Origin of the sequence: Cupriavidus sp. WGlv3, from assembly GCF_023952475.1 — a bacterium.
In the GTDB taxonomy this organism is placed as follows: domain Bacteria; phylum Pseudomonadota; class Gammaproteobacteria; order Burkholderiales; family Burkholderiaceae; genus Cupriavidus; species Cupriavidus phytorum.
Genome location: NZ_JALHRX010000013.1, coordinates 22,667 through 41,371 on the forward strand (window position 1 = coordinate 22,667; position 18,705 = coordinate 41,371).

Below are 18,705 nucleotides of genomic sequence, written 5' to 3' on the forward strand. Positions count from 1 at the left end.
CTGGGGCACCGTGGTGCCGCGGCACCGAATAACCCGGGGAGTTTAACATGCCATGCCGCGTTGGCCGGGAACATCCTTGTGTGGCAACTGTCGCGCCCGGATTGTCGGCCGACCATGGCACCGCGGCTGGCCGTGGCGCCATGCCGCAATGCACCAGCGGGCACCGGCTCCCGGCGCCGACAAGAACCGGGGGCCGGCATGGCGCGATGACGCAACGCAGCGAAATACACATGACGACGGTGCAGGTACTTCCCCATGCTGCCTCGCCACGCGGCTCAGTCCGCGTCGCCGTAGTCCTCGTCCGCGCCCTGGATGATCTTGCCGACCACCGCGCGCGAAAAGCCGCGTGCCACCATGAAGCGGATCTGCTTCGCCCGCGCCTCGGGCGTGTCGGGCGGCGTGCCGAAGCGCTTGCGCCAGACCTCGCGCGCGCGCTCGGCTTCGGTGGCGCGCAGGCGCTCCTGCAGTTCGCCCAGCTGCTCGCTGTCGAGCTTGTGGGTCTTGGCCTCCTGCATCACGCGCGCGGTGCCGTAGCGAGCGCCGCGGCGATGCACCAGGCTGTCGGCGAAGCGCTGGTTCGACAGCCAGTTCTCGCGCTCCAGCGCATCCAGCAGCTGTTCCAGCTGCTCCGGCGACTCGGCATGCGGCGCCAGCTTGCGCGCCAGCTCGGCGCGGCTGTGCTCGCGGCGCGACAGGTAGCCGACGGCGCGCGCCTTCAGCGACAGCGGGGGACGGGTTGCCATGGGTGACCGGGATCAGCGGTTGGAAGGACGGCGGCCGCGGGCCAAGCAAAAAGGCCGGGGCATCGGCGATGCCCCGGCCTTCCGGGATGGCGTGGCGGCCGCCGGCGCGGTCAGTCTTCGACCGTTGCCGCAGCGGTTGCAGCCGTGGGGTTCATGGCCACCACACCCAGCGCCGCGCGCACCTTGTTTTCGATCTCGGCGGCAATGTCGGGATTCTCGCGCAGGTATTCGCGGGCGTTGTCCTTGCCCTGGCCGATCTTGTCGCCGTTGTAGCTATACCAGGCGCCGGACTTCTCGACGATCTTGGCATCCACGCCCAGGTCGATGATCTCGCCCTGGCGCGAGATGCCCTGGCCGTAGAGGATGTCGAAGAAGGCCTCGCGGAACGGCGGCGATACCTTGTTCTTGACCACCTTGACCTTGGTCTCGTTGCCGATCACGTCGTCGCCCTTCTTGATCGAGCCGATGCGGCGGATGTCGAGGCGCACCGAGGCGTAGAACTTCAGCGCATTGCCGCCGGTGGTGGTTTCGGGCGAGCCGAACATCACGCCGATCTTCATGCGGATCTGGTTGATGAAGATCACCAGGCAGTTGGTGCGCTTGATGGTGCCGGTCAGCTTGCGCAGCGCCTGGCTCATCAGGCGGGCCTGCAGGCCGGGCAGCGAATCGCCCATTTCGCCTTCGATTTCGGCCTTGGGCACCAGCGCCGCGACCGAGTCGATGACGATCAGGTCGATCGAGCCCGAGCGCACCAGCGCGTCGGTGATTTCCAGGGCCTGCTCGCCGGTGTCGGGCTGCGAGATCAGCAGGTCGCCGACATTGACGCCGAGCTTGGAGGCGTAGTTGACGTCCAGCGCGTGCTCGGCGTCGATAAAGGCGCAGGTGCCGCCCAGCTTCTGCATCTCGGCCACCACCTGCAGCGTCAGCGTGGTCTTGCCCGACGATTCCGGCCCGTAGATCTCGACCACGCGGCCGCGCGGCAAACCACCGACGCCAAGTGCGATGTCCAGGCCGAGCGAACCGGTGGAAACCACCTGGATGTCCTTTTCGACCTCGCCGTCGCCCAGGCGCATGATCGAGCCCTTGCCGAACTGCTTCTCGATCTGGGAGAGCGCGGCGGCAAGCGCCTTCTGCTTCTCGGCGCTCACGCCGGCACCTGCCTTCTTGTCGTCCATGGTCGTCCTTGAATCAAATGGTGTATAAATAGGCCGCATGTGGCGCGGCACCGGCATTTGCCGGCATCAGCGCCGGCCCGGCTGTCTGCGCGGCCGCACTCCAGGGGGTCTCCCCGGGCGGCCCCAGCGGAACGTGCGGGTACTGTATAAAAAAACAGTATGCTTGGCAAGCCCCTTCGCGCCCCCGTGCCCGTTGCGCACCGGTGCCGGCTATGCCGGCCAGGGTGGAGACAACCATGCGCATTCTGATCGCCGAAGATGACGACGTGCTGGCCGACGGCCTGACCCGTTCGCTACGCCACTCGGGCTACGCCGTCGACCATGTCGCCAATGGCCTGGAAGCCGATTCGGCCCTGTCGACCCAGACCTTCGACCTGTTGATCCTCGACCTGGGCCTGCCGCGCATGAGCGGGCTGGAGGTGCTCAAGCGGCTGCGCGCGCGCGGCGCGATGCTGCCGGTGCTGATCCTGACCGCCGCCGACAGCGTCGACGAGCGCGTCAAGGGCCTGGACCTGGGCGCCGACGACTACATGGCCAAGCCCTTCGCCCTGTCCGAGCTGGAAGCGCGCGTGCGCGCGCTGGTGCGGCGCGGCGCCGGCGGCGGCGCCACGCTGATGCGGCATGGGCCGCTGGCATACGATCAGGTCGGGCGCATCGCGTATCTCAATGACCAGATGCTGGACCTGTCGGCGCGCGAGATCGGCCTGCTGGAGATCCTGCTCACGCGCAGCGGCCGCCTGGTATCGAAGGAACAGCTGGTGGACCACCTGTGCGAATGGGGCGAGGAAGTCAGCAACAACGCCATCGAGGTCTATGTGCACCGCCTGCGCAAGAAGATTGAAGTCGGTGGCATCCGCATCGCCACCGTGCGCGGGCTGGGCTACTGCCTGGAAAAATTCCAGCCGGCGGTGGCCGCGCCGCACTGATCCCATCACCGCAGGCCACGCGACCGACCTGAGCGCAACCTCGCCGACATGAGCCTGCTGCGACTGCCCTGGCGGCGCGCGCCGCGCGCCGCGCCCCCTCCTCCTTCCACGGACGCCACCGACCAGGACCTGGCCGACGCGCTGCCGCACCTGGAGGAAAGCACCGCCCATCCCGCGCCGCGCTCGCTGTTCGGCGAGATCCTCGACTGGATGCTGGCACCGCTGCTGCTGCTCTGGCCGATGAGCATCGCGGTGACCTACCTGGTGGCCAAGTCGATCGCCAACGGCCCCTTCGACCGCGCGCTCGAAGCCAGCGCCATCGTGCTGTCGCAGCAAGTGCGCGAGGTCAATGGCCGGGTCACGCTGCAGCTGCCGCTGTCGGCGCGCGAGATCCTGCGCGCCGACGAGACCGACAACATCTACTACCAGGTGGTCGGCAAGCGCGGCGAGTACATCGCCGGCGACCAGGACCTGCCCTTGCCTTCCGAGGACGACCAGGGCCACGCGGGGCTGGTGTCGCTGCGCGATGACCGCGTGGCCGGCAACGACGTGCGCGTGGCCTACACCTATATCGAGCTGAAGCAGGTCAGTGGCACCCAGCCGGTGCTGGTGCAGGTGGCCGAAACCCTGGACAAGCGCGCGCGGCTGGCCAACGAGATCATCAAGGGCGTGATCCTGCCGCAGTTCGTGATCCTGCCGCTGGCGGTGGTGCTGGTGTGGTTCGGGCTGTCGCGCGGGCTGGCGCCGCTGACCGCGATCCAGCAGCGCATCCGCGCGCGCAACCCCGGCGATACCAGCCCCATCGACGAACGCGCCGCGCCGCAGGAGATCACGCCGCTGGTGGGCTCGTTCAACGACCTGCTGGCGCGGCTGGACCAGTCGGTGCAGACCCAGAAGCGCTTTATCGCCGATGCCGCGCACCAGATGAAGACGCCGCTGGCGGGCCTGCGCATGCAGGCCGAGCTGGCGCAGCGCGAGCAGTCGCCGGAAGAACTGCGGCGCTCGCTGGCGCAGATCGCAGGCAGCTCGGAACGCACCGCGCACCTGGTCACGCAGCTGCTGTCGCTGGCGCGCATGGAAAACCTGGCCGGCACCGGCGGCATGGCCGCGCTGGACCTGGCGGCGCTGGCGCGCGAAGTGGTCAAGGACTGGCTGCCGCAGGCATGGGCGCGCGACATCGACCTGGGCCTCGATGCCGACGACCATCCGGTGGTGGTCCAGGGCAACCGCCTGATGCTGACCGAGATGCTGAACAACCTGCTCGACAACGCCATCCGCTACACCCCGCACGGCGGCCGCGCGACGGTGCGGGTCAGCGCCGACGCTTTCGAACCGTTCGCCTACCTCGACGTGGAAGACACCGGCCCGGGCATTGCACCGTCGGAACGCGAGCGCGTGATGGAGCGCTTCTACCGCGTGCTCGGCACCAACACCGAAGGCAGCGGCCTGGGCCTGGCGATCGTGCGCGAGATCGTGCAGCAGCACGGCGGCGACGTCCAGATCTCGGACCACGTCTACCAGCAATCGCCACGGCTGGCCGGCGCGCATTTCCGCGTAACGCTGCGCCGTCCCGAAAACTTTCCGTCCGCATGAACGACACTCCTGCCCCCGGCAGCGCCGAGGCCCGGCATCGCCTCGCCTGGCATCGCAACCTGCGCTGGATCTGCGGCCTGCTCGCGGTCTGGTTCACGGTCACCTTCGTGGTGGCGTGGTTTGCACGCGACCTGCGCTTCAACTTCTTTGGCTGGCCGTTCTCGTTCTGGGTTGGCGCGCAAGGCGCGCTGGTGGTCTATGTGCTGATGGCCGCGCTCTATGCCTGGCGCATGAACCATGACGACGCCGAGGCCGAAGCCAGCAGCGCCGAGGCGCCGCCGCCGGCAATGCCATCGCAAGGCGCCTCGCGCGGTCCTGGCGCGGATGCTGCATAGCCGCACGCCCGCAACGCGCACAGCTGCGCGGAGCCCATGCGCCGAGGGCCCGCAGCGCAGCATCCACAGCCCTGTGCGCGCCTAGCGTATACCCCGACGTTTTTTGCTGCCGGCACGCCGGAATCTGTCAGAACGCAGTAAGTTTCGCCACCCACAATCCTCTGCAACTCTGGGCATAGCGGCCAGCCGCGCGGCGCTTTCCGCGCACCACGCCCGCCCCAGATCCATTCCAGACGGAGGAGACAAATGGCAAACGTGCAAAACGTTGCGGTGCCCGGAGGGGGCGCGCAGAACGCACCGATGACTGCCGAAGAGCGCAAGGTGATCTTTGCCTCGTCGCTGGGCACGGTGTTCGAGTGGTACGACTTTTATTTGTATGGCTCGCTGGCGGCGATCATCGCCAAGCAGTTCTTTGCCGGCCTGGACCCGACCTCGGCCTTCATCTTCGCGCTGCTCGCGTTTGCCGCCGGCTTTATCGTGCGGCCGTTCGGCGCACTGGTGTTCGGCCGCCTCGGCGACATGATCGGGCGCAAGTACACCTTCCTGGTGACGATCCTGATCATGGGCGTGTCGACCTTCATCGTCGGCCTGCTGCCCGGCTACGCCACCATCGGCTGGGCCGCACCGATCATCCTGATCGCGCTGCGCATGCTGCAGGGCCTGGCGCTCGGCGGCGAGTACGGCGGTGCCGCGACCTACGTGGCCGAACACGCTCCGCACGGCAAGCGCGGCGCGTACACCTCGTGGATCCAGACCACCGCCACGCTGGGCCTGTTCCTGTCGCTGATCGTGATCCTGCTGTGCCGCGAAGCGACCGGTCCCAACTTCGAGGTCTGGGGCTGGCGCATCCCGTTCCTGCTGTCGATCCTGCTGCTGGGCGTGTCGGTGTATATCCGGCTGTCGATGAACGAATCGCCGGCGTTCCAGCGCATGAAGGCCGAGGGCAAGACCTCCAAGGCACCGCTGACCGAATCGTTCGGCCAGTGGCGCAACCTGAAGATCGTGATCCTGGCGCTGCTGGGCCTGACCGCCGGCCAGGCCGTGGTCTGGTACACCGGCCAGTTCTACGCGCTGTTCTTCCTGACCCAGGTGCTCAAGGTCGATGCCAAGACGGCCAACCTGCTGATTGCCGGCGCACTGGTGATCGGCACGCCGTTCTTCATCTTCTTCGGCGCGCTGTCGGACAAGATCGGCCGCAAGTGGATCATCATGGCGGGCTGCGCGCTGGCCGTGCTGACCTACTTCCCGCTGTTCAAGGCCCTGACCCACTACGCCAACCCGGCGCTGGAGCGCGCCCAGCAAAGCGCCCAGATCGTGGTGACGGCGGATCCGAAGCAGTGCTCGTTCCAGGGCAGCCCGATCGCCCGCGAGATCGACTTCCGCAGTTCGTGCGATATCGCCAAGCGTACCCTGGCACAAGCCTCGGCAAGCTATGAAGTGGTCGAGGCCCCGGCCGGCACCGTGGCCAGCGTCAAGATCGGCGACAAGGAGATCAAGGCCTTCGATGCCAAGCTGGTGAACGGCCACAGCTTCGACGACGCCAGCAAGCAGCAGATCGCGGCGTTCAAGAAAGAAGTGGGCAGCTCGATGGCCGCGGCCGGTTACCCGACCAAGGCTGACCCGGCGCAGATGAACACGATCATGGTGCTGGTGATCCTGGTCATCCTGGTGATCTACGTCACCATGGTGTACGGCCCGATCGCCGCCATGCTGGTGGAACTGTTCCCGACCCGCATCCGCTACACCTCGATGTCGCTGCCCTACCATATCGGCAACGGCTGGTTCGGCGGCCTGCTGCCCACCATCTCGTTCGCGCTGGTGGCCCAGAACGGCAACATCTACTACGGCCTCTGGTACCCGATCATCATCGCTGCGCTCACCTTCGTGGTCGGCGCGCTGTTCATCCGCGAGACCAAGGACGTGAACATCTACGCCAACGACTGAGCGGTCGTGCGGCACCAAGCAGAACGGCAGGCCCGCTGGCCTGCCGTTTTTTTATGCACGGAAGCCTCGTGCAAAATCTTCACCGGAAGGTGTTGACAGCCGAGAAAGCCCAGGTATAATCTCAGTCTTCGTTGGCGAATTAGCTCAGTCGGTTAGAGCGACGGAATCATAATCCGCAGGTCCGGGGTTCGAGTCCCTGATTCGCCACCATCTATTTGAAAAGCCGCGTTCTCGCAAGAGAACGCGGCTTTTTGCTTTGGTGCTTGCGGACAAAGGTTCCGGGCAACGACACAAGGCCGTCCATGCCGGACGACCCCGCAGGCAACGCTTACCAGTAGCGCACGCGCCCGGTGTCGATATGCACGAACTGGTCGGACTCGTAGTAACCGACGCCGCCGCGCTGCAATGACTTGGCGGCATCGCGTACATCGGCCAGCGACACGCCGGCGAGTCGGATGTCGATGGCCTTGCCATCCATATGCAGGCTATGCCTGGCCACCCCGCCGCCGCGCGAATTGCGCAGGCGCGAATTGGTGGCCGGGCTGCGGTAACCGGAGATGACCTGGAACGGCTTGTCGGTGCCGAGTTCGCGACGCACCTGGAACAGCAGGTCGAACAGCTGCGGATCGATGGTGCCGACCTTGCCGGAATAATGATCGCGCAGGAAGCCGTTGAGCGTGGTCAGCGCGTCGGGCACGAAACGGTCGCCCACGGCATAGACCAGCGATACGCGCTCGCCGGTGTGGGTGTGATCGAAAGCCAGCGTGCGGGCGTTCGGCAGGCCGGCCAGCGCCTGATGGGCGGGCAGGTTCGCGGGCAGGCTTGCCAGCGCGCGGCGCGGCGCCAGCGGCATCAGGCCTGCGGCGAGCGCCAGGGTTCCGGTGGTATGAAGAAAGCGGCGGCGTGCCTTGCGCGTCGCGTCAGTCATGGTACTTCCTCTGAATGTGCGGAGTGCGGCGCCTCAATGGATGACGCCGGAGGCGCTTGCAACAGCGCGCGACTGGGGGCGACCGTTGCGTTGACGCAGCGCCTTGTCCAGCAGTTTGTCGTGACCGTAGATGTCAGGCAGGAAGGATACACGACCATCGGCGCGCGCGATGACCGTGCCGTAAGCCAGCACCACCGGCAACGGCTGCTGCAGGCGCACCGTGTTCGACTTGCCACGTGTCATCGCTTCGCGGATCCGGGTTTCGTTCCAGTCCGGCATATCGTGCAACACGAACTGTGCCAACGCTACTGGGGCTTCCACGCGGATGCAGCCGTGGCTGAAGTCGCGCCGGTCGCGCTTGAACAGCTGCGGCGACGGCGTGTGGTGCAGATAGATGTTCTCGTTGTTGGGGAACACGAACTTGATGTCGCCCAGCGCGTTGAGCGGGCCAGGCCGCTGGCGGATGCGCAGGCCGCCATTCAGCACCGCCTCCAGGTTCTCCTCGGACAGAGTGGTCACGGCCTTGCCGTCGCCGCCGACGAACTCCAGTCCCTGCCGGTTGAAATACCCCGGATCGCGGCGCAGCCGCGGCACCGTCTCGCGGCGCGCGATCGACGGCGGGATATTCCAGTACGGGCTGAATTCGATATAGCGCATGTCCTCCTCGAACAGCGGCGTGCGCGTGTCGAGCGCCTTGCCGACGATCACCTTCATCTCCAGCTTGATGTCGAGCTTGCCGTCGCGGATTTCATAGGCGCGTAGCATGAACTCCGGCACGTTGACCACGATCATGCGCGGGCCGTCCAGCGGGGTCCAGCGCAGGCGCTCCATGGTCAGTTCGATCTGACGCACGCGCTCGGCGATGGGCAGGTTCAGCTGCGCCAGCGTGGCCGCGCCGATCACGCCGTCGGGCTGCAGCCCATGGCGCGCCTGGAAGGCCTTGACGCCATCGACCAGCGCGCCCTCGTAGCGTGCCGGCGGTTGCGTGTTGGCCGGCAAGTCGCCCAGCGCCACCAGGCGCGCGGCCAGTGCGGCGACGCCGCCCCACGACTGGCCCGGCGTCAGCTTGCTGGCCGGCAGCGGCGGCAGCGGCTGTTGCCACACCGGCTGCCGCCCGATGTCGCGGTAGCGGGCCAGGGCCTGGCGCAGCGTGCCGTACAGCGGGAACGTCGGCGCCGCCTGGCGGATGGCATCGGGCAGGCGGTGCTGGGCGACCGCATCGCGCAGCCAGGTGGCGGCATCGAAAGCCCGTTCAGCCGGCGGCGCGAAATTGGCATGGACCGCGCGCGGGTTGATGCGGCCGCCGTGCAGATCGGACAGCATCCGCTCCATGGCGGCGCTCAGCGCCGCGTCGAGCCGGGCCGCGGCATCGGGTGGCAACGCCGGGCCTTGGGCGGCCTGGGTCACCGCCTGGCGCAGGGCTTCGGCATCGTAGTCGCGCGGCTCGAGGCCATCGGCGGCCACGGCAGCCAGCGCGTCCACCGCCTGGCGCGCCTCCGGCACTGGCCGGCCCTGCACGAACCACATCGGCTCGTTGGCGAAGGCCGGAACGGCCAGCCACGTGGCGCAGGCAATGGCGACGGCGCCGAGACGGCGCACGGCAGCATTCAGGGTCTGGGGCATCGGGCGGATAGCTCGGATTCGTCACAGATGCCCACAGTCTACCCGCGATGGCCGATGGGCGCGGCTGAGCTCGCATGCCGCGGCAAACCCGCCAGGTGACGTTCACCACACCAGCTGGTGCCGGCGCGCGTAGTCCACCATCTCGACCAGCGAGCCCACGTGCAGCTTGGCCATGATATTGGCCTTGTGCGTGCTGACGGTCTTGCTGCTGATCAGCAGCTGCGCGGCGATCGACTTGTTGGAATGTCCCCGCGCCAGGTATTGCAGGATGGTGATCTCGCGGTTGCTCAGCCGCGGCAGGCCGGCCTGCTGCTGCTCGCCGAGCTGGCGCACCGTCTCCAGCGTCTGCAGCGGAAACACCAGATAGCCGCTCAGCACGCCGCGCACCGCCTGCATCACTTCTTCGACGCCGCGCTGCTTGACCACAAAGCCGTGCGCGCCGGCGCGCAGCGCCCGCACCGGCGCCTGGGCGGTGTCGGTGCCGGACAGGACCAGCAGCGGCACGCCGGGCAGCGTGGCTACCACCCTGCGGACGAAGTCGATGCCGGGATTGCCGAAGCGTTCGACGTCGACCAGCACCAGGCCGGGCCGGTGCTCGCGGGCGAGGCGGTATCCCTCCCTGACTCCATCCGTTTCCAGGACCTCGTCGGCGTCAAACTCGGCGGCGAGTTCGGCGCATAACAAGGTGCGGAACCTCGAGGGTTCGTCGACGATCAGCGTTGGGGGCAATTCAGGGCTCCTTAACAACTGGCGGGGAATTGGCCAGGGGACTGGCTATGCCAAGATTAAGGGCCCTGAGGGGCCTTGATGCGCCGAATTCTCACTGCGCAGACGCAGCAGATTCTGCACAAGAGTCAGGCTTTTCCTTCGATGACGCGGCTGGCGTCAAGTGGCTGCAGCGCCGGTCATTCCGTGCCGCTTATTCCGTCCCGGCCGGCAGGAAGCGCGGCGCGGGCGCGGAGCGCGGCACCTCGCGCTCGCCGTGCTGATAGAGACGATACGTGCCCCGCGCCTGGTTGTGCGGATGGCGCGCGGCCTCGTCCAGCGTCAGCACGCGCGCGAAGCACACGTCGGTGCCGCCCAGCACGGACTCCCAATGCGTGCTCGGCCTGGCGGCAATCGCCGCGGCGATGCGGGCCTTGACCGCCGGCCACTGGGCGCGGTCGTACTGCGCGGCCGGGTCGATATCGGTCAGTTCCAGGCGCTCGAGCAGTTCGCGGTAGAACTGCGGCTCGAGCGCGCCGAGGGTGATGGCGCGCCCGTCCGCGCACGGGAACACGTCATAGAACGGCGAGTCATGGAACGGGCTCGGTTGCGGGCCGCCCAGCGTGCCGGCCGCGCGCGACACCTGCACCAGCGAGCCGAGCATGGCAACGATATCGGTGATGGCGGCATCGACCACGCAGCCCTCGCCGCTGGCGCGCGCGCTGAGGATGGCGCTGGTGATGCCGAACGCCAGCCCGAGCGCGCCGGTGGCATCGCCCATCACGGTCGGCGGCACCATCGGCAGGCTGCCTTCGCGCGCGGCCATCGACAGCAGGCCGGTCAGCGCGATGTAGTTGAGGTCATGGCCAGCGCTTTGCGACAGCGGGCCAGTCTGGCCCCAGCCGGTCATGCGGCCGTAGACCAGGCGCGGATTGCGGGCATGGCAGGCCTTGGGGCCCAGCCCCAGGCGTTCCATCGCGCCGGGACGCAAACCCTCGATCAGCGCGTCGGCGCCGGCCACCAGGTCGAGCGCGGCGGCCACGTCTTCGGGCGCCTTCAGGTTCAGCTGCACCACGCGCTTGCCGTGCTCCAGCTCCATCTCGGCCGGCACCGACTGGCCACGCAGGATGCGCCGCGCATCGGGCGCCACCGGGCGGGTCACCAGCGTGACCTCGGCGCCCAGGCCGGCCAGCATGGCGCCGCACAGCGGGCCGGGGCCGATGCCTTCGAATTCCACGACCTTGATACCGCGCAGGGGCTGCAGGTTGGCGCGCTCACTCATGATGGTTGTCTCCGGTTCGCCCGCCTGCGCGCCTTGTGGCGGGAGGCGGCTTGCATTGGTGGTTGGATCGTCTGCCCTTGGCCGCACGGGGGCCATGCTTGCCGCGGGGCTCGGGAGCATGCTACGCGCCGCCGTGTTGACGGGGCAATGGCCAAATGCTTCAGCCGGAATGACGGAATACATCAACGAACCGGCCAACCGGTTATCGCACCAGTAAATCGGACAATTCCGATCCGACTTGATCTGAATCGCATCCTGGCGAGACACTAGGGGGCATGATGGTTCCAGATGGCGTTGCGGCCACATGGCCGCGGCGCTTGCCGACAGCCCCCATCCAGGAGATTCCGCCATGACCAGTATCGTCCTCGCCACCGACGGCTCTGCCTTCAGCGACGCCGCGGCGCGCTTTATCGCCGAAGGCAGGCTGCTGCAAAACGGCTTCACCGTGCATGTCGTCCATGTCGCGCCCGAAGTCAGCGGCCAGGTGCGCGCCTTCGTCAGCAAGGAAACCATCGACGACTGGCACAAGGAAGCCAGCGACAAGGCGATGGCGGCGGTCTGCGACATTCTCGCCGCAGCCAATGTGCCGTTCGAGCGGCACCCGCTGCACGGCTTCGCGCCCGAGCGCATCGTCGCCTACGCGAATTCGGTCGACGCCGCGGCCATCGTGATGGGTACGCATGGGCGCGGCTCGTTCTTCGATGCCGTGATCGGTTCGGTGGCGGGCCGGGTGCTGGCCCAGGCCGAGTGCCCGGTGGTGCTGGTCAAGACCCCGGAAAAGAAGGGTTAAGCCCCCAGCTGACGGGCGGTGCCGCAACGGCGCCGCCTTGCGGCAGGCTTCAGGCGCCCCACAGGGGCGCTTCGTCCATCAGCGCGACCTGTTCGCGCAATTCCAGGATCCGGTCCTGCCAGTAGCGCGCGGTGCCGAACCACGGGAAGGCGGCCGGAAAGGCCGGGTCGGCCCAGCGGCTGGCCAGCCAGGCGCTGTAGTGCAGCAGCCGCAGCGTGCGCAGCGCTTCCACCAGCCACAGTTCGCGCGCCTGGAATTCGGCAAAATCCTCGTAGCCGGCGACGATATCGGCAAGCTGGCCTTGCATGGCCGCGCGGTCACCCTCGAGCAGCATCCAGATGTCCTGGATCGCGGGGGCCATGCGGCTGTCGTCGAAGTCGACGAAGTGCGGGCCCGGCTCGCCATGGGCGCCGCCGCGCGCGTCTTCCTCGTCGATCCACAGCACATTGCCGCGATGGCAGTCGCCATGGACGCGCAGCAGCCGCACGTCGCCGGCGCGCTCATAGCAACGCTGCACGCCGTCCAGCGCCAACTGCGCCACCGACTGCCAGGCCGGCAGCAGATCGGGGGGAATGCAGCCGCTGGCGAGCAGCCAGTCGCGCGGGGCAATGCCGAACGTGTCGAGATCCAGCGCCGGACGCGCCTGGTAGGGCTGGACCGCGCCCAGCGCATGGATACGGCCGATGAACCGGCCGAGCCAGGTCAGCGTATCGGCGCGGTCCAGCGCCGGCTCGCGCCCGCCGCAGCGGGGGAAGACGGCAAAGCGGAAGCCCGCATGGTGCAGCAGCGTGCCGGCCTCGCCCGGCGCCAGCGCCATGGCCGGCACGGCGGGAATCTCGGCGTCGGCCAACTGCTGCACGAACGCGTGTTCTTCCAGGATGGCCGCATCGGTCCAGCGGCCCGGGCGATAGAACTTGGCGATGACCGGCGCGGCGTCCTCGATGCCCACCTGCCAGACGCGGTTCTCGTAGCTGTTGAGCGCCAGCAGGCGCCCGTCGGGTCGCAGGCCGGCGCGCTCGAGCGCGTCCAGCATCAGCTCGGGCGTCAGGCCGGCGTATGGGACACCGGAGGGGACGCCGGAGGGCACACCAGAGTCGGCGGGGGCGTCGGACGTGTGCATGGTGCCGCCGGTTCCGCGTTAGCGCGCCGGCTTGCGGTTGCCGCCCAGCAGCGCCGCCTGCGGCGCCGGACGGCGGTTACGCGCCGGTGCCGGCGCGGCGTCACTGGGCTGGCGCGCGGGCTGGGCCGCGGCGCGTTGCGGGCGTGCCTGGTCCTGGCCGTCGCGGCGCGGCGCGGGGGTGCGGGCGCCGGCGGGCTGGACCGCACGGTTGCCATTGGCGGCGCCGTTGCCGCGCTGGCCCTGGCTTTGGCCCTGGCGCGGCGCGCCCTGCGCCTGGCGGGCGGGACGCTGGCGCTGCGCGCCTTCGCCGTCGCCGGCCGGACGCGCCTCGGCCCGTCCGCGGCCCTGGCCCTGGCCGCCACCGCCACGCTGCTGGCGGCCCTTCTGAATCGGCTCGGGCGCGATACTGGGGTCGACCTCGAAGCCCGGCAGCATGGTCTGTTCGAGCTTGCGCTTGATCAGGCGTTCGATATCGCGCAGCAGCCCCAGTTCGTCCACGCACACCAGCGAGATCGCCTCGCCCTCGGCGCCGGCGCGGCCGGTGCGGCCGATGCGGTGGACGTAGTCCTCGGGCACGTTGGGCAGGTCGAAGTTGACCACGTGCGGCAGCTGGTCGATGTCGATGCCGCGCGCGGCGATATCGGTCGCCACCAGCAGCCGCAGCGTGCCGGCCTTGAATTCGGACAGCGCACGCGTGCGTGCCGACTGGCTCTTGTTGCCGTGGATCGCCAGCGCCGACAGGCCGTCCTTGGTCAGCTGCTCGGCCAGCCGGTTGGCGCCATGCTTGGTGCGCGTGAACACCAGCACCTGGTGCCAGTCATGCTGGCGCACCAGGTGGGCCAGCAGCTCGCGCTTGCGTTCGCGGTCGACCGGGTAGACGCGCTGGTCCACGGTTTCGGCGGTGGTATTGCGCCGCGCGACTTCGATCGAGGCGGGATTGTTCAGCAGGCGGTCGGCCAGCGCGCGGATATCGTCCGAGAACGTCGCCGAAAACAGCAGGTTCTGCCGCTTGGCCGGCAGCACGTTGAGGATCTTGCGGATATCGTGGATGAAGCCCATGTCGAGCATGCGGTCGGCTTCATCGAGTACCAGCAGTTCCACCTGCGACAGGTCGACGGTGCGCTGGGACACATGGTCCAGCAGGCGGCCGGGCGTGGCCACGACGATCTCCACGCCGCGCTTTAGCTGCTCGATCTGAGGGTTGATGCCGACCCCGCCGAACATCACCATCGAGCGCAGGCGCAGGTACTTGCCGTAGTTGCGCACGCTCTCCTCGACCTGCGCCGCCAGCTCGCGCGTGGGGGTCAGCACCAGCGCGCGCACCGCCACGCGGCCGCCGCGCGGGGCGCCGCCGGCATGGCGGGCGACGGTTTCGGACAGCAGTTGCAGCATCGGCAGGGTAAAGCCGGCGGTCTTGCCGGTGCCGGTCTGGGCGCCGGCGAGCAGGTCGCCGCCCTTGAGGATGGCGGGAATTGCCTGGGCCTGGATGGGAGTCGGAGTGGTGTAGCCCTGTTCGGCTACGGCACGCACAATCTTTTCGGACAAGCCGAGTTCAGAAAAAGACATGAATTGCTGCTTGGGCCATCGCTGCGCGCGCGGTGCGCCAGACGCCGGATGGCTCCTTGTAATCGATCGGAATCGGAACGCGAGCGCCGGGAAGCCGGCGTGGCAGGCCACCGGCCCGCCCGCGAAGGAAAGAGCGGTAGTGTACCAGTCCGGCGCGGGCGGGTTATGCACCCCATCGGCACCCCCCGGCAAGGAATGCGCGCCGGCGCACATGGGATCGGCGCGGGTGGCGCTGCGCTATCATGACGGCTCTCGGGCCGCCCGGCCGCCACCGCCGGCACGTCGCCCTGCCTGCCCGGAAAGCCGCCATGCGCTTGCGTTTCCTCGAAGACCAGGAAGTCACACTGCTCGCGGCCATCCCGGTCGGGATCGTCGCTGCCATCGCCACCACGCTGTTCAAGGAGGCGCTGGACGGAGCGGGCTTCGTGCTGTTTGCCAGCCATGCCGATGTGGTCACGGTGTTCGCGACGCTGGCGCTGGCATGGCGGGTGGTGGTGCCCGCCGTCGGCGGCGCGCTCGCGGGCGGCCTGCTGGTGCTGGCCAACCGCCTGGCCAGCACCCATCCGGGCGCCACCGACTACATGGAAGCGGTCGCCAACGGCAGCGGCCGGCTGCCGGTGCGGATCACGCTGTTGCGCGCGCTGTCTTCGTTCTTCTCGATCGTCAGCGGCAGCTCGGTCGGCAAGGAAGGCGCGATGATCCAGCTGGCGGCGCTGTGCGGGTCGCTGTTCCCCTCGACCCGGATCGAGCGCGGCGGCGGCTCGAACATGCGCCGCATGCTGACCGCCTGCGGCGCCGCGGCGGGCCTGGCCACCGTCTACCACACCCCGTTTTCCGCCGCGGTCTTTGTCGCCGAAGTCGTGTTCGGCGCGCTCGCGGTGCAGCGCCTGATGCCGCTGTTCCTGGCCTCGGTCGCCGGCGCCATGGTCAGCCAGTGGCACGGCGGGCTGCAGCCGCTCTATCCCGGCCTCGATATCGCCCCGGACCTGCGCCCGCAGATCCTGCTGGCCGCGGCCGCGCTGGGCGTGGCCGCCGGCATCGCGGGCGCGCTGTTCCTGCGCGCGGCCGGCTTCGCGCGCAGCCGCTTCGCGGCGCTGCCGGGCGGGCCGGTGGCGCGGCTGGCGCTGGGCGGCGCGCTGGTCGGCGTGCTGGCGATGGCGGTGCCAGAGGTGGTCGGCAACGGCTTTTCCACCATCCAGACCCTGCTGCAGGAGCAGCCGCTGAGCGTGCCGGTGGCGGCCGTGCTGCTGGCCAAGCTGGCGGCGACGGTGATCAGCATGGGCTCGGGGGCGGTCGGCGGCGTGTTTTCGCCGTCGCTGTTCGTCGGTGCGGCGCTGGGCCAGCTGCTGGCGCTGGGCATGCAGGGCACGGCGGCGGGCGCGGCGCCGCTGCTGCCGCTGGTGGGCATGAGCGCGTTCCTGGCGGCCACCAGCCAGGCGCCGCTGATGTCGGTGCTGATGGTGTTCGAGATGACCCTGGCACCCGCGCTGCTGCTGCCGTCGATGATCGGCGCGGTGGCGGCGTACTACACCGCGTCGCGCTGCCAGACGCTGTCGCTGTACAGCGTGATCGCCGAGCGCGCGCAGGCGTCGGCGGCCGCCGAGCATGCCCGCACGCTGACGCTGGCCGGCCTGTGCGACCCGACCGATACCGTGCTCGACCCCGGTGCCACGCTGGCCGCCGCCGCCGACAAGTTCGCCGAGACCGGCACGCGCTACCTCTACCTGGTGCAGGCCGACGGCCGCCTGCTGGGCGCGCTGTCGATCCATGCCTTGCAGCGCGCGCAGCGCGAAGGCGCGCCCGACGATGTGCTGGCGCTAGCGCAACGCGACTTCCCGGCGCTGACGCCGGACTCGAGGCTGCGCGACGCCCTTGCGGTATTTGCCGAACACGGCATCAACCGCATCCCGCTGGTGCGTGACCCGGCCGGGCGCGAACTGATGGGCACGGTTTCCAAGCAGCGCGTGCTGCAAGAGGCATCCTGCCTGTTCTGACGCCGCTTGCCTGCCACACTGCCTGCCACACCAAGCCGGCGCCGGCGAGGTAAAATGCGCGGTTGCCCGCCTTTCGGCCACGGCCCGCGGGCCCTCCACCCACCGCACCGCCCTATTTGCCGGAGTTCCCCATGCCAGCAGGTCGTGATACGCGCCGCGAGGCGCCGGAGTCCGTGACATCCAGCCGCCTGGGCAAGCGTTGGGCCGGACTGGCGTGCGGCGCGGCGCTGCTGCTGGGCGCGGCGGTCGCCGCGGCCCAGCCGGTGCGCGCGCTTCCGGGCGATGCCGTGGCGGCCAGGCTGATCATCGAGGCGCCGTCGGCGGGCGCGCCGCAGACCGCCACGCTCGACGGCAAGCGCGTGGGCGTGGCGCCGGGCCTGCGCCTGTTCGGCACCGACAACCAGTTGCTGGCCAGCGCCGCGGTGGCGGGCCAGAAGCTGCCGGTGCGGTACAAGCTGGACCTGTACGGCCAGCTGCTGACCGCGTGGGTGCTGAGCGAGGCCGAACAGCAGGCGCTGAAAAAATAACCAACCCCCGAAGTGCGACCGGCGCTCCCCGCGCGCCGGCCGTGTTGTTGCAACACCCTGATGCCCCCAGGTCAACCACTGAGATCGGCATATGAAGAAAGTTTTCGTCAAGACGTACGGCTGCCAGATGAACGAGTACGACTCGGACAAGATGGTCGACGTCCTCAACGCCAGCCAGGGGCTGGAAGCCACCGACAACGTCGAAGACGCCGACGTGATCCTGTTCAACACCTGCTCGGTGCGCGAGAAGGCGCAGGAAAAGGTGTTTTCGGAACTGGGCCGGATGAAGGCGCTCAAGGCCGCCAAGCCCGACCTGGTGATCGGCGTGGGCGGCTGCGTGGCCAGCCAGGAAGGCGCCAGCATCGTCTCGCGCGCGCCCTATGTCGACGTGGTGTTCGGCCCGCAGACGCTGCACCGCCTGCCTGACCTGATCGCGCGCCGCCAGCGCACCGGCCAGTCGCAGGTCGACATCTCCTTCCCCGAGATCGAGAAGTTCGACCACCTGCCGCCCGCGCGCGTCGAGGGGCCGAGCGCGTTCGTGTCGATCATGGAGGGCTGCTCCAAGTACTGCAGCTATTGCGTGGTGCCGTACACGCGCGGCGAGGAAGTGTCGCGCCCGTTCGAGGACGTGCTGGCCGAAGTCGCGGGCCTGGCCGACCAGGGCGTGCGCGAGGTCACGCTGCTGGGCCAGAACGTCAACGCCTACCGCGGCAAGATGGGCGACACCAGCGAGATCGCCGACTTCGCGCTGCTGATCGAGTACGTGGCCGAGATCCCGGGCATCGAGCGCATCCGCTACACCACCAGCCATCCCAAGGAATTCACCTCGCGCCTGGTCGAGCTGTACGGCCGCTGCGGAAAGTTGGTAAATCATTTGCACCTGCCGGTGCAGCATGCGTCCGACCGCATCCTGATGGCGATGAAGCGCGGCTACAGCGTGCTGGAATACAAGAGCATCATCCGCAGGCTGCGCGCGCTGCGCCCGGACATGTCGATGTCGTCGGACTTTATCGTTGGCTTCCCCGGCGAGACCGATGCCGATTTCGACAAGCTGATGGCGATGATCGAGGAGATCGGCTACGACACCTCGTTCTCGTTCATCTTCAGCCCGCGTCCCGGCACGCCCGCGGCCAACCTGCACGACGACACCCCGCGCGAGGTCAAGCTCCAGCGCCTGCAGCGGCTGCAGGCCACGATCGAGGAAAACGTGCAGCGCATCAGCCTCAACATGGTCGGCACGGTGCAGCGCATCCTGGTCGAGGGCCCGGCGCGCAAGGACCCGACCGAGCTGCATGGCCGTACCGAAAACAACCGCGTGGTCAACTTCGCCCTGCCCGGAGTGCCGCAGGCGGGCCGCGACCGGCTCGTCGGCCAGCTGGTCGATGTCAGCATCACGCAGGCGTTCCCGCACTCGCTGCGCGGCGAGATCGTGGTGCGCCAGTAGCGCTCCGACC

Annotated in this window: 16 protein-coding genes and 1 tRNA gene; 9 read left to right on the forward strand and 8 right to left on the reverse strand. The window is 68.7% G+C overall.

Annotated elements, in window-relative coordinates:
• Window positions 1–275 precede the first annotated feature (275 nt).
• Complete coding sequence (gene recX / locus MKD38_RS20570; protein WP_112773721.1) at window positions 276–743, reverse strand: recombination regulator RecX; 468 nt, start codon at window positions 741–743, stop codon at window positions 276–278.
• 110 nt (window positions 744–853) lie between these two features.
• Complete coding sequence (gene recA / locus MKD38_RS20575; RefSeq protein WP_252679495.1) at window positions 854–1,918, reverse strand: recombinase RecA; 1,065 nt, start codon at window positions 1,916–1,918, stop codon at window positions 854–856.
• 236 nt (window positions 1,919–2,154) lie between these two features.
• On the opposite strand from recA, the gene MKD38_RS20580 reads away from it, so the two are divergent.
• The 5 genes from MKD38_RS20580 (at window position 2,155) to MKD38_RS20600 (ending at window position 6,926) form a co-directional block, all read left to right on the forward strand.
• Window positions 2,155–2,844, forward strand: a complete 690-nt coding sequence (locus MKD38_RS20580; RefSeq protein ID WP_012351826.1) for a response regulator — start codon at window positions 2,155–2,157, stop codon at window positions 2,842–2,844.
• Between the two features lie 48 nt (window positions 2,845–2,892).
• Window positions 2,893–4,437 (forward strand): sensor histidine kinase, encoded by a 1,545-nt coding sequence (locus MKD38_RS20585; RefSeq protein WP_252679497.1) that lies wholly within the window; start codon window positions 2,893–2,895, stop codon window positions 4,435–4,437.
• Window positions 4,434–4,772, forward strand: a complete 339-nt coding sequence (locus tag MKD38_RS20590) for a DUF4212 domain-containing protein (RefSeq protein WP_252679499.1) — start codon at window positions 4,434–4,436, stop codon at window positions 4,770–4,772. Before MKD38_RS20585 ends, MKD38_RS20590 begins: the two co-directional genes overlap by 4 nt.
• A 246-nt stretch (window positions 4,773–5,018) precedes the next feature.
• Window positions 5,019–6,716 (forward strand): MFS transporter, encoded by a 1,698-nt coding sequence (locus MKD38_RS20595; RefSeq protein ID WP_252679501.1) that lies wholly within the window; start codon window positions 5,019–5,021, stop codon window positions 6,714–6,716.
• 133 nt (window positions 6,717–6,849) lie between these two features.
• Window positions 6,850–6,926 (forward strand) — tRNA-Met (locus MKD38_RS20600).
• A gap of 118 nt (window positions 6,927–7,044) precedes the next feature.
• Here the strand turns inward: MKD38_RS20600 and mepK are convergent.
• The 4 genes from mepK to MKD38_RS20620 form a co-directional block, all read right to left on the reverse strand.
• Window positions 7,045–7,644, reverse strand: a complete 600-nt coding sequence (gene mepK / locus MKD38_RS20605) for a peptidoglycan L,D-endopeptidase MepK (RefSeq protein WP_252679503.1) — start codon at window positions 7,642–7,644, stop codon at window positions 7,045–7,047.
• Between the two features lie 33 nt (window positions 7,645–7,677).
• Window positions 7,678–9,267: a L,D-transpeptidase family protein gene (locus MKD38_RS20610; RefSeq protein ID WP_252679504.1), complete on the reverse strand. Its 1,590-nt coding sequence runs from the start codon at window positions 9,265–9,267 to the stop codon at window positions 7,678–7,680.
• Between the two features lie 102 nt (window positions 9,268–9,369).
• A complete protein-coding gene (locus MKD38_RS20615; protein ID WP_115705985.1) occupies window positions 9,370–9,996 on the reverse strand; it encodes a response regulator transcription factor in 627 nt (208 codons plus the stop codon).
• Between the two features lie 190 nt (window positions 9,997–10,186).
• A complete protein-coding gene (locus MKD38_RS20620; RefSeq protein ID WP_252679505.1) occupies window positions 10,187–11,254 on the reverse strand; it encodes a CaiB/BaiF CoA transferase family protein in 1,068 nt (355 codons plus the stop codon).
• Window positions 11,255–11,603: 349 nt separating this feature from the next.
• Between MKD38_RS20620 and MKD38_RS20625 the strand changes: the two genes are divergently transcribed.
• Window positions 11,604–12,044 carry a universal stress protein gene (locus MKD38_RS20625; protein ID WP_252679508.1) on the forward strand — a complete coding sequence of 147 codons (441 nt, stop codon included), beginning with the start codon at window positions 11,604–11,606 and terminating at the stop codon, window positions 12,042–12,044.
• A gap of 49 nt (window positions 12,045–12,093) precedes the next feature.
• Here MKD38_RS20625 and MKD38_RS20630 read toward each other — a convergent pair whose 3' ends face one another.
• On the reverse strand, window positions 12,094–13,164 hold the full coding sequence (locus tag MKD38_RS20630) for a serine/threonine protein kinase (RefSeq protein WP_252679512.1): 1,071 nt from the start codon (window positions 13,162–13,164) through the stop codon (window positions 12,094–12,096).
• Between the two features lie 18 nt (window positions 13,165–13,182).
• A complete protein-coding gene (locus MKD38_RS20635) occupies window positions 13,183–14,730 on the reverse strand; it encodes a DEAD/DEAH box helicase (RefSeq protein WP_252679514.1) in 1,548 nt (515 codons plus the stop codon).
• 308 nt (window positions 14,731–15,038) lie between these two features.
• Here MKD38_RS20635 and MKD38_RS20640 point away from each other — a divergent pair, with 308 nt between their 5' ends.
• The 3 genes from MKD38_RS20640 to miaB all read left to right on the forward strand — a co-directional run bounded on the left by MKD38_RS20640 (window position 15,039) and on the right by miaB (window position 18,695).
• Window positions 15,039–16,724 carry a ClcB-like voltage-gated chloride channel protein gene (locus MKD38_RS20640; RefSeq protein ID WP_252679515.1) on the forward strand — a complete coding sequence of 562 codons (1,686 nt, stop codon included), beginning with the start codon at window positions 15,039–15,041 and terminating at the stop codon, window positions 16,722–16,724.
• 131 nt (window positions 16,725–16,855) lie between these two features.
• Window positions 16,856–17,251, forward strand: coding sequence for a hypothetical protein (locus tag MKD38_RS20645; RefSeq protein WP_252679517.1), 396 nt, complete (start codon window positions 16,856–16,858; stop codon window positions 17,249–17,251).
• Between the two features lie 91 nt (window positions 17,252–17,342).
• Window positions 17,343–18,695 carry a tRNA (N6-isopentenyl adenosine(37)-C2)-methylthiotransferase MiaB gene (gene miaB / locus MKD38_RS20650; protein ID WP_252679520.1) on the forward strand — a complete coding sequence of 451 codons (1,353 nt, stop codon included), beginning with the start codon at window positions 17,343–17,345 and terminating at the stop codon, window positions 18,693–18,695.
• Window positions 18,696–18,705: the final 10 nt, after the last annotated feature.

Excerpts from the sequence above, each read along its gene's own strand:
- recX (WP_112773721.1), bottom strand. The coding sequence starts at position 743 with ATGGCAACCCGTCCCCCGCTGTCGCTGAAGGCGCGCGCCGTCGGCTAC.
- recA (WP_252679495.1), bottom strand. The coding sequence starts at position 1,918 with ATGGACGACAAGAAGGCAGGTGCCGGCGTGAGCGCCGAGAAGCAGAAG.
- MKD38_RS20580 (WP_012351826.1), top strand. The coding sequence starts at position 2,155 with ATGCGCATTCTGATCGCCGAAGATGACGACGTGCTGGCCGACGGCCTG.
- MKD38_RS20585 (WP_252679497.1), top strand. The coding sequence starts at position 2,893 with ATGAGCCTGCTGCGACTGCCCTGGCGGCGCGCGCCGCGCGCCGCGCCC.
- MKD38_RS20590 (WP_252679499.1), top strand. The coding sequence starts at position 4,434 with ATGAACGACACTCCTGCCCCCGGCAGCGCCGAGGCCCGGCATCGCCTC.
- MKD38_RS20595 (WP_252679501.1), top strand. The coding sequence starts at position 5,019 with ATGGCAAACGTGCAAAACGTTGCGGTGCCCGGAGGGGGCGCGCAGAAC.
- mepK (WP_252679503.1), bottom strand. The coding sequence starts at position 7,644 with ATGACTGACGCGACGCGCAAGGCACGCCGCCGCTTTCTTCATACCACC.
- MKD38_RS20610 (WP_252679504.1), bottom strand. The coding sequence starts at position 9,267 with ATGCCCCAGACCCTGAATGCTGCCGTGCGCCGTCTCGGCGCCGTCGCC.
- MKD38_RS20620 (WP_252679505.1), bottom strand. The coding sequence starts at position 11,254 with ATGAGTGAGCGCGCCAACCTGCAGCCCCTGCGCGGTATCAAGGTCGTG.
- MKD38_RS20625 (WP_252679508.1), top strand. The coding sequence starts at position 11,604 with ATGACCAGTATCGTCCTCGCCACCGACGGCTCTGCCTTCAGCGACGCC.
- MKD38_RS20630 (WP_252679512.1), bottom strand. The coding sequence starts at position 13,164 with ATGCACACGTCCGACGCCCCCGCCGACTCTGGTGTGCCCTCCGGCGTC.
- MKD38_RS20635 (WP_252679514.1), bottom strand. The coding sequence starts at position 14,730 with ATGTCTTTTTCTGAACTCGGCTTGTCCGAAAAGATTGTGCGTGCCGTA.
- MKD38_RS20640 (WP_252679515.1), top strand. The coding sequence starts at position 15,039 with ATGCGCTTGCGTTTCCTCGAAGACCAGGAAGTCACACTGCTCGCGGCC.
- MKD38_RS20645 (WP_252679517.1), top strand. The coding sequence starts at position 16,856 with ATGCCAGCAGGTCGTGATACGCGCCGCGAGGCGCCGGAGTCCGTGACA.
- miaB (WP_252679520.1), top strand. The coding sequence starts at position 17,343 with ATGAAGAAAGTTTTCGTCAAGACGTACGGCTGCCAGATGAACGAGTAC.